The sequence below is a fragment of the Pseudomonas sp. NPDC078700 genome (assembly GCF_044542375.1).
In the GTDB taxonomy this organism is placed as follows: Bacteria; Pseudomonadota; Gammaproteobacteria; order Pseudomonadales; family Pseudomonadaceae; genus Aquipseudomonas.
Map to the genome: position 1 here is coordinate 98,368 of NZ_JBITUI010000002.1, position 14,769 is coordinate 113,136.

13 protein-coding genes are annotated in these 14,769 nt (G+C 55.5%); 10 read left to right on the top strand and 3 right to left on the bottom strand.

Translation table 11 applies throughout. The annotated features are described in order from the left end of the window. The first annotated feature begins 8 nt into the window (after positions 1 to 8). Genes ACIGCM_RS06315 through ACIGCM_RS06335 form a run of 5 tightly spaced genes read left to right on the top strand, consistent with a single transcriptional unit; the run spans position 9 to position 5,767 of the window. Positions 9 to 1,403 carry a sodium:solute symporter gene (locus tag ACIGCM_RS06315; RefSeq protein ID WP_397501197.1) on the top strand — a complete coding sequence of 465 codons (1,395 nt, stop codon included), beginning with the start codon at positions 9 to 11 and terminating at the stop codon, positions 1,401 to 1,403. 2 nt (positions 1,404 to 1,405) lie between these two features. Next, on the top strand, positions 1,406 to 1,924 hold the full coding sequence (locus tag ACIGCM_RS06320; RefSeq protein WP_397501198.1) for a redoxin domain-containing protein: 519 nt from the start codon (positions 1,406 to 1,408) through the stop codon (positions 1,922 to 1,924). Next, on the top strand, positions 1,924 to 2,889 hold the full coding sequence (locus ACIGCM_RS06325) for a hypothetical protein (RefSeq protein ID WP_397501199.1): 966 nt from the start codon (positions 1,924 to 1,926) through the stop codon (positions 2,887 to 2,889). The genes ACIGCM_RS06320 and ACIGCM_RS06325 overlap by 1 nt, the downstream gene beginning before the upstream one ends. Beyond that, positions 2,886 to 5,027, top strand: coding sequence for an FAD-dependent oxidoreductase (locus tag ACIGCM_RS06330; RefSeq protein WP_397501200.1), 2,142 nt, complete (start codon positions 2,886 to 2,888; stop codon positions 5,025 to 5,027). The genes ACIGCM_RS06325 and ACIGCM_RS06330 overlap by 4 nt, the downstream gene beginning before the upstream one ends. Continuing rightward, positions 5,024 to 5,767: a DUF3047 domain-containing protein gene (locus tag ACIGCM_RS06335; protein WP_397501201.1), complete on the top strand. Its 744-nt coding sequence runs from the start codon at positions 5,024 to 5,026 to the stop codon at positions 5,765 to 5,767. The genes ACIGCM_RS06330 and ACIGCM_RS06335 overlap by 4 nt, the downstream gene beginning before the upstream one ends. A gap of 35 nt (positions 5,768 to 5,802) precedes the next feature. Here the strand turns inward: ACIGCM_RS06335 and ACIGCM_RS06340 are convergent, their stop codons facing one another. Then, positions 5,803 to 6,873: a fatty acid desaturase gene (locus tag ACIGCM_RS06340; RefSeq protein WP_397501202.1), complete on the bottom strand. Its 1,071-nt coding sequence runs from the start codon at positions 6,871 to 6,873 to the stop codon at positions 5,803 to 5,805. Between the two features lie 138 nt (positions 6,874 to 7,011). On the opposite strand from ACIGCM_RS06340, the gene ACIGCM_RS06345 reads away from it, so the two are divergent. From ACIGCM_RS06345 to ACIGCM_RS06365, 5 genes are all read left to right on the top strand, one after another. Beyond that, entirely contained in the window at positions 7,012 to 8,034 is a 1,023-nt protein-coding gene (locus tag ACIGCM_RS06345; RefSeq protein WP_397501203.1) for an AraC family transcriptional regulator, read from the top strand. Beyond that, the gene (locus tag ACIGCM_RS06350) at positions 8,031 to 9,110 is read left to right on the top strand and encodes an FAD-dependent oxidoreductase (RefSeq protein ID WP_397501204.1); all 1,080 of its coding nucleotides are present in this window, start codon (positions 8,031 to 8,033) and stop codon (positions 9,108 to 9,110) included. Before ACIGCM_RS06345 ends, ACIGCM_RS06350 begins: the two co-directional genes overlap by 4 nt. Before the next feature lie 477 nt (positions 9,111 to 9,587). Beyond that, positions 9,588 to 10,952: a glutamine synthetase family protein gene (locus tag ACIGCM_RS06355; RefSeq protein ID WP_397501205.1), complete on the top strand. Its 1,365-nt coding sequence runs from the start codon at positions 9,588 to 9,590 to the stop codon at positions 10,950 to 10,952. 52 nt (positions 10,953 to 11,004) lie between these two features. Then, on the top strand, positions 11,005 to 12,318 hold the full coding sequence (locus ACIGCM_RS06360) for an NAD(P)/FAD-dependent oxidoreductase (protein WP_397501206.1): 1,314 nt from the start codon (positions 11,005 to 11,007) through the stop codon (positions 12,316 to 12,318). A gap of 46 nt (positions 12,319 to 12,364) precedes the next feature. Continuing rightward, the gene (locus ACIGCM_RS06365; protein ID WP_397501207.1) at positions 12,365 to 12,889 is read left to right on the top strand and encodes a DUF962 domain-containing protein; all 525 of its coding nucleotides are present in this window, start codon (positions 12,365 to 12,367) and stop codon (positions 12,887 to 12,889) included. Between the two features lie 64 nt (positions 12,890 to 12,953). Here the strand turns inward: ACIGCM_RS06365 and ACIGCM_RS06370 are convergent, their stop codons facing one another. Together ACIGCM_RS06370 and siaD are read right to left on the bottom strand one after the other, a co-directional pair. After that, positions 12,954 to 13,727 carry a hypothetical protein gene (locus ACIGCM_RS06370; RefSeq protein WP_397501208.1) on the bottom strand — a complete coding sequence of 258 codons (774 nt, stop codon included), beginning with the start codon at positions 13,725 to 13,727 and terminating at the stop codon, positions 12,954 to 12,956. A 214-nt stretch (positions 13,728 to 13,941) separates the two neighbouring features. Further along, positions 13,942 to 14,766 (bottom strand): biofilm regulation diguanylate cyclase SiaD, encoded by an 825-nt coding sequence (siaD, locus tag ACIGCM_RS06375; protein WP_397501209.1) that lies wholly within the window; start codon positions 14,764 to 14,766, stop codon positions 13,942 to 13,944. Between the last annotated feature and the right edge of the window lie 3 nt (positions 14,767 to 14,769).

The window sequence follows — 14,769 nt, forward strand, 5'->3', positions numbered from 1 at the left end:
AATAACTTATGCAACCCAACAGTGCTCTTGGGCTGTTTTTCTGGGGGTTTCTGGTGCTGTACGGTGTGTTGATGGTGATGCTGTCACCGCGCGCCGTTACCCTCGGCGGCTTTTTTCACGGAGAGGATAATCAAGGTCGTAGCGCAGCGCCTTGGCTGCTGACTTCCAGTATCTTTATCAGTTGGATCTTCGCCAAATCGGTGACCAATGCTGCCAACCTGGGTGCCAGTTACGGCCTAGTCGGCGGCTTGGCCTACGCCACATATTGGTTGGCAATTCCCCTGACCGGTTTTGTGATTTACCGGTTGCGCCGTAAGTTTGCCGCCACAGGGTTAGTCAGTTTCCTCAGTAGCCATTACGGTCGCGCTGCTGCGCTGGCTTTTACCGCTGCAATTTTAATTCGCCTGTTCAATGAGGTTTGGAGTAATACCGCAGTGGTGGGCGGCTATTACGGTGACTCAGGCAGTACCGGGTTTATCACCGCTGCATTGTTGTTTACGGCTGTCACACTGGCGTACAGCCTGCGTGGCGGCTTGCGCAGCTCGATCCTGACAGATGCCGCTCAAGCGGCCATTTTCGTTGTCGCGCTGGTTTGGGTGCTTGGGCTGGTATTACCGCAGCATTCTGCGGCTGAGCTTTCCAGTACCAGTCATTGGGCTTTCAGTGGCGGGGTGGACCTACTTCTGGTTGCGGGCTTGCAAGTCTTCAGTTACGGCTTCCATGACCCGGTATTGACTGACCGCGGCTTTATCAGCGAAGAGAAAACCATGCGCCGGGCGTTCGTGATCGCTGGGGTTCTGGGCTTTTTCGCGATTCTCGCGTTCAGCCTGATTGGCGTTCACGCGCAGCTGTCTGGGTTGGCGGCATCCAGCAATGTGCCGGCTGACTTGGCCAAAACCATGGGCGTCGCAGCATTAATGGTGATGACGGTAGTGATGGTCTCTGCCGCTGGTTCCACTCTGGACTCCACCTTCTCCAGCCTGGCCAAGCTGGCCGGGCGTGAGCTGCCACATTTGGCTGGCCGCGACCTGGGCCAGAAAGCGATTGGCGTCGGGATGGCGGTCATGGTGGTGTTTGCTTTGTTGGGTAACCTGCCAATGCTGGCCGGCACTGACATCCTTAAAGCCACCACCATCAGTGGCACTATGGTAATTGGTCTGGCACCGGTATTTATTCTCCACGGCATATTCAGGCCGACCCGGCTGGGTTTTCACCTGAGCTTCTGGTGCGGTTTGTTATTGGGCCTTGCCCTGAGCCTCGACTGGATACCGCAAAGCTGGGCGATTGGCGACGGCAATTATGCGTTATTGCTGGGCACCAATCTCTATGGGCTTATTCTCTGTACCTTGGGCTATGCATTGCCCGGTCTATTGTCTGCTTCACCCGTTACGACCAGGAGTTGAGCATGAGCCAGTTGATTCCCCGCCAACCTGTCCCCACGCTGAGTGTTGCACTGATGCCTGAAGGCCAGTGGGCCTTGAATGCCAATGCGCCAAAAAACTTTACCTTGTTGGTGTTCTACCGTGGGTTGCATTGCCCGTTGTGTCGCAAGTCGCTGCAAGAGTTAAACGGTTTGGTTGAGCGTTTTGCTGCGCTGGGTGTGGAGGTGATTGCGTTGTCAACCGACGACCAAGAGCGTGCAGCCAAGACCCAAGCCAGCTGGACAATCGCCAATGTACCCCTGGGTTACGGAGTAAGCATTGAGACGGCGCGTAATTGGGGGTTGTTCGTTTCTGCCGGCAGACCAGATTCGCAAGAGCCTGAAATATTTGCTGAGCCTGGTGTGTTCTTGGTGCGCCCAGATGGCAGTCTGTATATGTCCTCGGTTAACACCATGCCGTTCGCCCGCCCGCATTTTGACGAGCTATTGGGGGCGGTCGAGTATGTGATTAACAACAACTACCCGGCCCGCGGCGAAGCCTGATGCGCGCAGGTCGCGATTGCCCACTCGATTACCGCCTGCCTGCAGATGCGTTTGCTGCACAGCCGCTGTTTAGCTGCGATACCTTGTATGTGGTCGGTGGCCTATATGGCAATCGTCAGGCCTTGGCCGCGTTGCAGCGCCGGGTCCAGTCGGAGTCGAGCGCGCGGGTCATCGTTAATGGCGATGCGCACTGGTTTGATTGTGATCCACAGGTGTTCTTGCAGGTTGAGCAGGGCTTGCGCGAATACACCTTGCTGCGTGGCAATGTTGAAACCGAACTCGGTCGCGCAAATGATAGCGGTGCAGGTTGTGGATGCGCTTACCCGATGTCGGTTGATGACAGCGTGGTTGAGCGCTCTAACGCCATCCAGCAACAACTTAACCAAACCGTGCAAAGCCTGCCAGGCGTAGCCGGGCAATTAGCGGCTCGGCCAACCACTGCTGTGGTTGAGGTCGCCGGGCGGCGCGTAGCGGTTAGCCATGGCGATGAGCAATCGCTGGCCGGTTGGCAGTGTTCGCGCGAGGCACTGAGTGAGCCTGCCCGCCAGCGGGAGTTGGATTTCTGGATGCAGCAGCATGAGTGCGAGGTCTTGGCCACTAGCCATAGCTGCGCGGCGGTTGCCCTTAACTTGGAACATGGTGCTCTGATCAATAATGGGGCGGCAGGGATGCCGAACTTCAGCGGTGGTCGTTATGGCGTGATTACGCGTATCGCAACCACACCGCATGCGGCTGCGTTGTATCGCGCCGAACGCAACGGTTTGTTTATCGAAGCCTTGGCGTTGAATTACGACCATCAACAATTTATCAGTGACTTCGACCGCCAGTGGCCGCCATCAAGCCCTGCGGAGTTGTCGTATCGCTCACGCATCCAGGGGCAGGCATTGTTCCCGGTTTCGAGCGCTCTTCTCACGGGCTTCAGCTTATGCCAGAGCCTATGCGCCATGGAGGCGCTTACTGAATGAATACCCGCAAAATACTGTTAATGGGCGTGATTCTGGCGCTGCTTGGCAGCTTCTTTGTCTTCGACTTGGGCCAATACCTGAATCTGGAGGCCCTTAAAGCTCAGCAAGCCTCGCTAAATGCTCAGGTTTCGGCGCAACCGTTGTTGGCGGCTGGGGTTTTCTTTGTCATCTATGTCACGGTCACGGCCTTGTCGTTGCCGGGTGCGGCGCTAATGACCTTGCTCGGAGGGGCGCTTTTCGGCCTTGGCGAAGGCCTTTTGCTGGTTTCCTTTGCCTCGGTCATGGGGGCAACGCTGGCCATGCTTAGCAGCCGCTTCCTGCTGCGTGACTGGGTGCAAAAACGCTTCGGAAAACGCTTGGCCAGTATTGACCAAGGTGTGGAACGAGAAGGTGCGTTTTACCTGTTTGCACTGCGTCTGGTACCACTGTTTCCGTTCTTTCTTATCAACCTGGCCATGGGCCTGACACGCTTGCCTGTGCGTACTTTTTGGTGGGTCAGCCAGTTGGGTATGCTGCCGGGCACGCTGGTGTATGTGAATGCGGGGCGTGAGCTGGGCCAGCTTGAATCATTGAGCGGGATTCTCTCGCCTGGCTTGATTGGTGCCTTTGTGCTGTTGGGGATTTTCCCAATTATTGCGCGTAAGTTGCTGGGCTTGATTCAGGCCCGACGGATCTACAAAAACTGGATTCGCCCGGACAGCTTTGATCGCAATTTAGTGGTTGTGGGCGCAGGATCTGGTGGTTTGGTCAGCGCTTATATTGCCGCCGCGGTTAAAGCCAAGGTCAGCCTGATTGAAAAACACAAAATGGGCGGCGACTGCCTCAATACCGGCTGCGTACCCTCGAAAGCTTTGCTGCGTTCTGCCAAGTTTGTGGGTGAGCTGAAAAAAGCAGATGCCCTGGGTTTTCGCGCGGCCCATGCCGAGATTGATTTCCCGGCAGTGATGGAGCGGGTGCAGCGGGTGATCGGTGATATCGAACCCCACGACTCGGTTGAGCGCTACACCGATTTGGGCGTTGAAGTGATTACTGGCGAGGCGAAAATCACATCGCCTTGGACGGTTGAGGTCAACGGTCAAACGATCAGTGCGCGCAGCTTGATTATTGCCGCAGGTGCACGACCTTTGGTGCCGAATATTCCGGGGCTTGATCAGGTGCAGATGTACACCTCTGACACCATCTGGGGTTTGCGCAAGCAACCGCGCTGGATGCTGGTGCTGGGTGGTGGCCCCATTGGCTGCGAACTGGCGCAAGCGTTTCAGCGTTTGGGCAGCCAAGTTATTCAGGTTGAGTTGGCTGACCGTTTGTTGCCCCGTGAAGATGCAGATGCCAGTGAGCAGGTACTGAACGGCCTGCGTGGTGATGGCGTGGATGTTCGCTTGCTGCACAAAGCTGAGCGCTTTGAAATGGTCGACGGCGAACAGCGTATGGTTGCCCGGCGCATGGACACCGATGAAGAGGTCACCATTGCCTTCGACTGCCTGCTGATGGCTTTGGGGCGGGTGGCCAATGTCAGTGGTTACGGCGCTGAAGAGCTCGAGTTAACGGTGCGTAAAAATGGCACGCTGGAAACTGACGAATACCTGGCCACGCGCTTCCCGAATATCTACGCGGTGGGCGATGTAACCGGGCCTTATCAATTTACTCACGTGGCGGCGCATCAGGCATGGTACGCAGCAGTTAACGCATTGTTTAGCGGCTTTAAGCGATTCAAAGTGGATTATAGAGTGATTCCGTATTGCACCTTTACCTCGCCTGAGGTTGCTCGGGTTGGTTTATCCGAGGCTGAAGCCAAGGCGCAAGATGTCGCTTACGAAGTCACCCGTTACGGGATTGATGATCTCGACCGGGCGATTGCCGATGAAGCGGCACATGGGTTTGTCAAAGTGCTCACCGAGCCGGGTAAAGACCGCATCCTGGGTGTAAGCATTGTGGGCGAACATGCTGGTGAGTTGCTCGCTGAATATGTGTTGGCCATGAAGCACAACTTAGGGCTGAACAAGATTCTCGGCACCACCCACAGCTATCCAACGCTGGCAGAAGCCAATAAATACGCCGCAGGTGAGTGGAAGCGTGCCCACGCGCCGCAACGACTGTTGCGCTGGGTTGAGAAATTTCATGGCTGGAGGCGCGGTTGAAAATCACACTTAGCGGTGTATTGATTGCCTGCGCATTGACCCAGACGCCTTTAGCTTATGCGGCGCAGAGTCAGGCAGATAACCACTTGCGGGCATGGACGTCTGGCCCGCCAGTGGGTGAGTGGTCATCACCTTGGCGTTTAGCCGATATCCCTAAACTCAAGCCCTCGACCCGCACACTGGAAACCCAAGACGGGCGTCAGGCATTGCATATTAAGGCGGATGCGGCGGCAGGCGGCTTACTGCATCCGCTGGATCTGGCTGGCGACAAACCCTGGGTATTAAGCTGGCAATGGCGTACTGAAAAGCGCTTAAAAAATGCAGAATTTGCCACCCGAGACGGTGATGATTACGCCGCACGGGTCTATGTATTGCTGGACTATCCGTTGGATACACTGCCTTTTCTAACCCGGCAGAAAGTTCGCTTGGCGCGAACCTTTTATGACCCAGATTTGCCAGCAGCAACCCTCAGCTATGTATGGGATAACAAAAAATCGCCGGGCACCCATGCGCGCAGCGCTTATACCGACCAAGTTGAGATGAAGGTGCTGCGCGGACCTGAAGCACCTTTGGAGGAGTGGCTGGACGAGAAAATCGACCTGCGGGCGGATGCTATAGCCGCTTTTGGCAGTGCCCCGCGCCGGATTATCGGTGTGGTGTTTGCCGCCGATAGCGATAATACCGAGGCCTCAGCTGAGAGTTATTTTGCAGCGCCGACCTTAACCCTGAAAGCGCACTAGTGCGCAGCGGGTATTACCCGCCGCGCCAATACGCGTTATGCCGTCTGCGCCTGTTCGCTGGCTTGAGTCTGCTCGGTGCGCTGCCAGCGATTAGCGCGGCTAAAGGTGCCAAAGTCATTAAAGCGTACACCCGCGTCACGCATCACTTTATGGGCGAAAGGCACGCTCAATTGGCGAATATAAAAGGGCTCTTTGACCACGAAATGATGGATCGCATGGCTGCTGCCAAAGTTGAAGCAGAATGCTTGCAGCGGCCACAGCCACCATGGGTTTAGTACCTGAGTTTGCTGAATCACATTACCCGGTTCAACGTCGCCGTAATAGTGCATGTTGGAGCTGACAAAATGCAGGCAGAAAGTGCGCAGTACGTTAGGCCCGACCAATACCACCACTGCAATGTCCACCCCATGCATGAATTGCAAGGTGCTGGCCGACCAGTTGATAGGCGCGCCTAAACCGCTGCTGAGAAGATCAAGAGCATGGAAGCCAAGAAACAAGTACCAAGCGCTCCAATTGAGCAGCGCCAACGGTGCATAAACCATCAGGGAGCGCTTTACCATGTGCCAGCGTAGCTTCGCTGTTGGTGCGCGCAGCACACGAATTAAGGTCGACATGACGTTATCGCCCACCATCAGCAAACGCGCAAAACCCCAAGGTTCACCGTTGGTGATGGCGCGCTCTTCCAAGTCATGTTCGGTGCCGGAGACTTTGTGGTGATTCAAGTGCAAGTGCCGTCGAACCCAAGGGTTAATCGTGCTTGGGCGTGCCAGCCAAACCAGTGCCAGCATCAGGTTATGAGGAATGCGTTGTTTGCGAAAATACATGGAGTGAATCAGGTCGTGCTCAAGTTCATGGCTCAAGGATGCAAAAAATGCATTCAGTAACAAGCACAGCCACCACGCCATATAGCCGCTCATATACAAAGCCGCCGAGCCGATCATACCGAGCAGCGCGAAGGTCAGAATCCCTGCGCCTAAAGCGTCTTGGTGCAGGAGGATCGGAAAGCGCAGGCGTAACTCAGTACCATGGGCCATAACTTTTTGGCGAATATGCACTGATCGCTGCTGATCATTCATCGGCGCAACACTTGCAGAATCGTTCGACATCACCCCATCCTCTTAATCATCAGCCGCAAAAATGACTTATTGTGAATCCAGCAAATTTAGTGGTTTTAACCTTGCGCCATTTATTGCGGCTGCGCCCAACCGAGTACGCCAACCTGTTGACTGGATACGCCAACCTGCATGACCAATGAAGCGACGACCTTAGCCAGTTGGACTCGCGCGCTGCGTAAGCAACTGGATGCCCTTGGCCTCGATAGCGAGCAACTGTGTGCGCAAGCAGGGCTTGAGCCCGGGGCATTGGATGATCCCAATGGGCGTTGCCCGCTGTCGGTCACCACGCGGCTGTGGCAGTTGGCAGTAGTGGCGAGTGGTGACCCGGCCCTGGGGCTTAAAACCTCACAATTTGTCAGCCCGACAACCTTCCATGCGCTCGGTTATGCCTTGGCGGCTAGTTGCAGCCTGCGTGAGGTGTTTGAGCGCACTGTCAGGTATCACCAGGTTGTCAGCGATGCGATGGAGTTAGAGCTGCGCGAATGCGCAGACTGTTATGAGTTTCGCTTTCGTAACGCGCCTGGCAAGTTACTGCCCGCGCCCGAAGCGCTGGATGCATTTGCAGCAATCTACGTGCGCAGTTGTCGTAATCGATTGGGCCGCGACTTTGCGCCATTGGCGGTGTACTTGCAGCGCCCAGAGCCAGCAGATCCACAGCCCTGGCATGCGGTATTTCGTGCCCCTTTGATATTTTCTGCCGCCGAAAATCTACTGCGCTTCGCCAAGCCTGCGTTTGAGCAACAGCTTGATGATGGTAATCCTGAGTTGGCAGAACACAATGAGGCGGTGCTCAAACTCAATCTTGAGCAATTGCAGGCCCCTAGCTGGGTGCGTAAGGTGCGCGCCCGTCTGCAAACACAACTGCCCGATGGTGAGCCTTCGGCGGAGCGCGTCGCTCAAGCCTTGCACCTGAGCTTGCGCAGCCTACAGCGCCACTTGGCTGACGAGGGCACCAGCTACGAACGAGTTCTGGCTGAAACGCGCCAAGCGCTGGCTTTGCGACATATGAGCGAAGCCGCTTGCTCGATCAGTGAGACGGCCTATTTGCTCGGATTTTCAGATGTCAGTAGCTTTAGTCGCGCCTTCAAACGCTGGACTGGACAAAGCCCGAGCCAATACCGGGAAACGCTCAAGGATGAACCGCTCGCATGACAAATGACTATGATTTGATTTTGATAGGTGCTGGCCATGCGCACCTTGGGGTGCTGCGTCGCTGGGCGATGCTTGAGCGCCCGCCGGGGCGTATCGCCTTGGTTTCGGCTGATCATAATGCTTGGTATTCAGGCATGCTTCCCGGTCTGCTGGCGGGGCGCTTCACCGCCTCGGATTGTGTTGTTGAACTGCAACCGATCTGCCGAGCGGCCAAGGTTGACTTGATCGTTGCACAAGCCACGTCGTTCTCAGCGGAACAACGCAGCGTGCAGCTCGTCGATGGTCGCCAGTTAACTGCCGATTGGTTGTCGCTCAATGTGGGTGGCAAGGTCAGCCCCTTACCGCAACAAGGTGATGCCGTGGACTGCTTGGCGGTGAAGCCCTTCTCTGAGTTCTTATCGGGTTGGCAACGATGGCAGCAGACGCCAAAGCCGCTGGCCATTATTGGCGGTGGGGCTGCCGGCGTTGAGCTGGCGCTCGCCTTGGCTGATAAAGTCCCGCAATTATCGCTATTTTGTGCCGGTAAATTGCTCGCGGGGCATAACCCTGGGCTGCACTTGCGGGCGATAGGTGCGCTGCGCCAACGCCGGGTAAGGGTGCGCGAGTACAGTCCGGTAAGCCGCATAGACGGCGATCAGTTATTCAGCGAGAACGATATAGTGTGGCGTGGCGAGCGGGTGTTGCTGGCAACGGGTGCACAAGCCTTACCCTGGCTTGAACAAAGCGGCTTGCAGTGCGACGCACGCGGCTTTGTACAGATTTTGCCAACGCTACAGAGTCATTCACATTCGCATATCTTTGCGGTGGGCGACTGCGCAAGCCTACCCGGCGCACTTAAAAGCGGGGTTTACTCCGTGCGTCAGGGGCCGGTATTAGCCAGCAATCTAATGGCCGCTCTGCGCGACCAACCGTTGAAACCCTACCGTGCGCAAAAAAACAGCCTGGCGCTGTTGGCCACAGGCGACGGTGGAGCCTTGCTGGCATGGCGCGGACTAAGTGCGAGTGGGCAACTATACGGCCGCTGGAAGGATTACCTTGATCAGAGCTTTATACGTCGGCACCGATTTTCAGGCTGAGACAATGCCAAGCCTGACCACGAATACGCCGTCCGTCGTAGCGCTGTGCACTTGCCAAAGGCGTTGTTGGGGTGGGGGACGCTGATTGCTTGATTGTTTAGTAAAAAACAATCTGAACATGTAAAGATTTTTCTTTAACAAACATTGTGCGCTGTGCGAGTCTTGAGCGCTATGAGTTCGCCAGCGCTTCTTTCCAGCCAAACCGCCCAAGTTCCGTTGTTACGGGAACCGCTTTGTTTTGCTGCAAACCGGGTGAACCCGCTCTTCCCAAAAATTCTGGCCTTCTGGGCGCTTTGGCACTGTCGCCATGCGCGCCCTCCAGATGGAACTTCCCGCGCCTTTGACTGATCGCTGTGCATTCTTTGCGCATCGTTCGGTTGTCTATCTTCAGCAGTTGCACCGTACTGCTGTTCTATTGCTTATTCTGCTGGCCCATTGGCAGCTGATTTATGCGCACTGCTGCGCTATCGAGATCCCATGCAATTTGCTCCTGTGCAAGAAGCTGAAAAATTTCTAGTTGAAAATCCTGATATCGAGATGTTCGAGCTATTCATTCTTGACGCTAACGGTGTGCCACGCGGCAAGCTGCTGCACCGCGATGAGTTACTCGCGGTGTACCAGACAGGGCGGCCACTGCCGAGCACCATTCTGGGTTTGACCATGAACGGTGATGACGTTGAGGATTCAGGTTTGGTCTGGGAAGTGGGTGATATTGATTGCCGCGCTTATCCGCTGACTGGCAGCTTAACGCCTATGCCATGGCGGCAGATCCCAACTGCTGCAGTGCAAGTCAGTATGCATCCCACTCAAGGCTTGCCGGCCACTGTCGCCGATCCACGGCATCTGCTGGTGCAGGTGATAGATCGCCTGAAAGCAGACGGTTATTACCCGGTCATGGCCTGTGAGCTGGAGTTCTATTTGCTCGACCAGAAGCGCGATGCCCAAGGTCGTCCGCAGCCGGCGCTGGATGCAGATGGTAGCCGCCCGCGCAGCACGCAGGTCTACGGCTTGCGTGAGTTGGAGCAAATTGAGCCGTTTCTGGCGGATCTTTACAGTGCCTGCAAAGCGCAAGGCATTCCCGCGCGTACGGCGATTTCTGAATATGCGCCGGGGCAAGTCGAAATCACCTTGGAGCATGGCGATGCGCTAGAGGCCATGGACCAAGCGGTACGCTACAAGCGTATCGTCAAAGGCGTTGCCCACAAGCACGGCATGCAGGCCTGTTTCATGGCCAAGCCCTATGACCACCTGGCTGGAACCGGCATGCACATGCATGTCAGCCTGGCAGATGCTGAAGGCAATAACCTATATGCCAGCGAAGATCCGGCGGGTACTCCATTGCTGGCGATGTCGGTGGCGGGCATGTTGAGCGCCTTGCTTGATTCGCTGCTTCTGTTCTGTCCTAACGCCAATTCTTACCGGCGCTTCCAGGCCAATAGTTATGCGCCATTAGCGCCGACCTGGGGTGTGGATAACCGTACCGTCAGTTTGCGCGTACCGGGTGGCCCTGCAAACACGCGTCACGTTGAGCACCGTATCTGCGGCGCTGATGCCAATCCTTATCTGGCCGCTGCAGCAATTCTTGCCGCCATTCATCACGGCATTCATCAGGAGCTTGATCCGGGTGCTCCGGTCACCGGCAATGGTTACGCGCAAGCCACTGAATTGTTACCCACTGACTGGCTTACATCGCTGCGTGCGCTGGAAAACTCAAGCTGGGCCCGTGAGGCGTTGGGCGGCGAGTTTCTCGATGTGTACCTCGCCGTTAAGCGCGAAGAATACCGCCAGTTTATGGCCGAAGTGGGCGAGCAAGATTGGCGCTGGTACCTCAGCAACGCTTAATTTTGGCTGCAGCTTGAAGCCTGCTGGCAGACGGTTTTAGAAAGGATTGTTTATGAATGCTCATGTAGATGTTGTGACACCGGCGGCTGAGCGCTGCAAGTCGTATTACACCGCCACGCTTAATCAAGAAACCGACTATCCAAGCTTGGAAGGTCAGGTCAGTGTTGATGTGGTGATTATCGGCGGCGGCTTTACTGGCGTTGCCAGTGCCGTTGAACTGGCTGAGCGCGGGCTGAAAGTCGCCATTGTTGAAGCCAAGAAAATCGGCTGGGGCGCAACTGGGCGCAACGGCGGTCAAGTCACCGGTAGCCTGTCTGGCGATGGGGCTATGCGCAAACAAATGCGCAACAAGCTCGGCAGCGAGGTTGATGATTTTATATGGGGCTTGCGTTGGCGCGGTCACGAGATCATCAAGCAGCGTGTCGAGAAGTATTCGATCAACTGTGATCTCAAGCATGGGCATCTGCATGCGGCCTACAAGCCGAGTCACATGGATGACTTGAAGCAAGATTATGATGATGCAGTGCGCCGTGGAATGGGTGATGAGCTGACGCTGTTGGACCGCAGGGCCATGGTCAATCACCTCGACAGCAATCTGTACCATGGCGCGATCAAGAACATGCGCAACATGCACCTGCATCCGCTTAATCTGTGTATTGGGGAGGCGAAAGCTGCTGAGAGCCTTGGCGCTTTGATCTTCGAGCATTCGGAGGTGCTCGAAATTATCCATGGTGATAAACCGGCGGTGGTCACTGCAAAAGGGCGCATTGATGCCAAGCAAGTACTGCTTGCGGGGGATGTGTATCACAAGCTGGAGCCGAAAAAGCTCAAGGGCATGATTTTCCCGGCAATGGGCGGCATCGTCACGACCGAGCCGCTTGGTGAATTGGCGGAGCAAATCAATCCACAGGATTTGGCTGTGTATGACTGCCGCTTTGTCCTGGATTACTTTCGCCTGACCGCTGACAAGCGTCTGCTGTTTGGTGGTGGCGCCAATTACTCAGGCCGTGACTCACGTGATATTGCATCCGAGTTGCGGCCAGGTATTGAACGTACATTCCCGAAACTGAAAGGCGTTGATATCGACTTTCAGTGGAGTTGCGCCATGGGCATCGTGATTAACCGCATTCCTCAGTTGGGCAAGCTTTCAGACAACGTTTGGTATTGTCAGGGCTACTCAGGCCACGGTATTGCCACGACCCACATCATGGGTGAGGTCATGGCCAATGCCCTGACCGGCAGTTTGGAGAAGTTCGATACATTTGCCGGTTGCTCGCACATCAAGGTCCCCATGGGTGATGTTTTCGGTAACCCAATGCTGGCTGTTGGCATGTGGTATTACCAACTGCTTGAGAAGCTGCGTTGACTGGTTATTATCTCTGTAGCGAGTGCACTTACTGCGGAGAATAATAATGAAAACCCTGGTCGACCATCTGGCGCAATATGCGGCTTATCACCGTGATCAACGAAATATCATCAGCCACTTTGTTGGTATTCCGATGATTGTGTTGGCCGTGGCAGTGTTGCTGTCGCGCCCCGGTGTTGAGTGGCTCGGGCTTTGGTGGTCGGGCGCTGCAGTGGTGAGTTTGGCTGCTGCCGTGTTTTATTTGCGCCTTGACCTGCGCTTTGGCCTCGCCATGAGTGTGGGGTTGTTTCTCTGCATCTGGGTTGGAGCGCTGCTGGCGCAACAAAGCACAGCGCTGTGGTTGAGTTCAGGTGTAGGTCTGTTTGTGATCGGCTGGGTGATTCAGTTCGTCGGCCATTACTACGAAGGCCGCAAGCCGGCATTCGTCGACGATGTCATGGGCTTGGCGGTCGGCCCTCTGTTTGTTGTGGCAGAAGCAGCGTTCCTGCTCGGGATGCGTGCTGAAGTCGAACAACAAGTTGTTGAGCGCTCCGGCCCGGTAAGGCACCGGAGCGACCAGCAGCCGATCTAAATTTTACGGTGCATGAGCGGCATCCTCCACAATCGACAGCACCGGGTCTCGCAGTTTGTAACCCTTACTGTTGGACGGCGACAGCACTGCTGCCCAGTTGCCGGTCCATCCAGTTTTGCGTCAAGGTACGTGAGTGGCGGTCAACCGTAATGGGTGCAAACGGCCTGCCTGAAACGCTCTGCAGGGTGTTGCTCTTGCTGTTCATGTCGGCGAGCGCGCTTTTGAGGTATCCCCAGCGTGATCTGAGCTTGCTTATCGCCGGGTCATCATTTGAACCTAGCGTATTGAGTTGCTGGTCGATGTTTGGCAGCAAAATACGTTCGTCTTGACCCAGATAGGTATCGGGCTGTTCGCGGGCGATCTCAAACGTGCCGATATAAGCGCGGCTGAGGTATTGCACCGCGAGATACTCGACCTCGGCAGGCAGTTCGTTGTCGCTGCCTTGGGGCATTTGCCGGGCTTCGTGCAGGAAATCGCGCAGCGCTTTGCTCAGCTCCTGAGGATAACGCCAGGGCACATTGTCCTCGCTGGGGCCATACGAAACACCGTTGCGCAACTGGGTAACAAGTTCGGTGTGGGTGGTTATCAGGCTTTCGCTGGGCTGTGGAATGCCTTGGATAGCGCCATTTAGAGCTTGTAGATCACTTTCTAGGCGCTGCTGGTGGTTTTTTTGGAAGCCTTCGCCCCGTAACAAAAGCAAGCTGCTGGTTGCGCGACAGGCAAACACCTGAGCTTGCTCAGCAGGGCTTAGCGCCATGGCAAAGGTGATAGCGGGGAGGCTCGACATAAGCCCGATGATGCATGCAAAAACTCTATTAATCAGACGCTTAGAAGGCATTCCGAGGTGCTCCTTATTATTTTTGTGAGCAGTGCGGATACAGCAATACACTAAGGACCGTTGCCTGAACGCGGCAGCAGGCCCTAGGTATAGATTACTTTTCTGAGACTGTTATGAAATTAACCGAAAGAGTGATTTCGTCGAAGATTTAGCGGTCATCATGGGGCTTTTGTCGCTAATGACTTCGATTGCACGGCCGAGCATGCGTTGACTGTTACGGCAATGCTGTCGGCAAGAGGTTGCTGGCAGTGTCTTCAGTTGCGTAGATACAGCGGTCGCGGCCATCGCGCTTGGCCTGTAACAGCGCTGCATCAGCTCGGTTAAGAGTTTGTGAGTAGCTTTCATCCATCCGATGCTTGGCAACACCGAAACTGGCAGAGACGCTAAGCAACTCCGTGCTGACTCGTACTGCCAGCGTACGTAGGCCAATGCGCACGCGCTCGATCACTTGCTCTGCCGCGACCAGGTCGGTGTCGGGCAATAAAATCAGAAACTCCTCACCGCCCCAGCGTCCGCAAAGGTCGTAGCCGCGAACCTCGGCCTGCAAAACCCGGGCGATTTCTTCGAGCATGCGATCACCGATATCGTGTCCCCAGGTGTCGTTAATCTGTTTGAAGTGGTCAACATCAACCATCGCCAGGACGAAGGTCTTGTTCTGACGAGTGGACCGGGCAACTTCTTCCTTGAGCCGCTCAATTAGCATCCGGCGGTTAGCCAGAGAGGTCAAAGGGTCACGGTTGGAAGCTTCTTTGAGGGCAAGGTTCAGGTCGCGCATCATTTGTTGATAGCGGTCAGAGATACGGGCGACTTTTTCTAGCTTACGCAGCTGCTTGTTATAGCGCTCGGACAGCGAGAGGTTCTGTTCGCGAGCCAGGGATTGATAGCCATCGGAGATACGCGCAATGCGTTCGATGCGACCTAGGTGTTCCACATTCTGCTGATGCAAACGCTGCAAGGCTTCTCTTAATGGATGATCCGTGTATTCAGGGTCAGCCAACAAGCCTTCTACCAGAGTGTCTAAGTCGCGCTCGCGGTTCATATC

Bases quoted from the DNA above. Each gene is read 5' to 3' on its own strand.
- ACIGCM_RS06315 (WP_397501197.1), top strand. From the start codon at position 9: ATGCAACCCAACAGTGCTCTTGGGCTGTTTTTCTGGGGGTTTCTGGTG.
- ACIGCM_RS06320 (WP_397501198.1), top strand. From the start codon at position 1,406: ATGAGCCAGTTGATTCCCCGCCAACCTGTCCCCACGCTGAGTGTTGCA.
- ACIGCM_RS06325 (WP_397501199.1), top strand. From the start codon at position 1,924: ATGCGCGCAGGTCGCGATTGCCCACTCGATTACCGCCTGCCTGCAGAT.
- ACIGCM_RS06330 (WP_397501200.1), top strand. From the start codon at position 2,886: ATGAATACCCGCAAAATACTGTTAATGGGCGTGATTCTGGCGCTGCTT.
- ACIGCM_RS06340 (WP_397501202.1), bottom strand. From the start codon at position 6,873: ATGTCGAACGATTCTGCAAGTGTTGCGCCGATGAATGATCAGCAGCGA.
- ACIGCM_RS06345 (WP_397501203.1), top strand. From the start codon at position 7,012: ATGACCAATGAAGCGACGACCTTAGCCAGTTGGACTCGCGCGCTGCGT.
- ACIGCM_RS06350 (WP_397501204.1), top strand. From the start codon at position 8,031: ATGACAAATGACTATGATTTGATTTTGATAGGTGCTGGCCATGCGCAC.
- ACIGCM_RS06355 (WP_397501205.1), top strand. From the start codon at position 9,588: ATGCAATTTGCTCCTGTGCAAGAAGCTGAAAAATTTCTAGTTGAAAAT.
- ACIGCM_RS06360 (WP_397501206.1), top strand. From the start codon at position 11,005: ATGAATGCTCATGTAGATGTTGTGACACCGGCGGCTGAGCGCTGCAAG.
- ACIGCM_RS06365 (WP_397501207.1), top strand. From the start codon at position 12,365: ATGAAAACCCTGGTCGACCATCTGGCGCAATATGCGGCTTATCACCGT.
- ACIGCM_RS06370 (WP_397501208.1), bottom strand. From the start codon at position 13,727: ATGCCTTCTAAGCGTCTGATTAATAGAGTTTTTGCATGCATCATCGGG.
- siaD (WP_397501209.1), bottom strand. From the start codon at position 14,766: ATGAACCGCGAGCGCGACTTAGACACTCTGGTAGAAGGCTTGTTGGCT.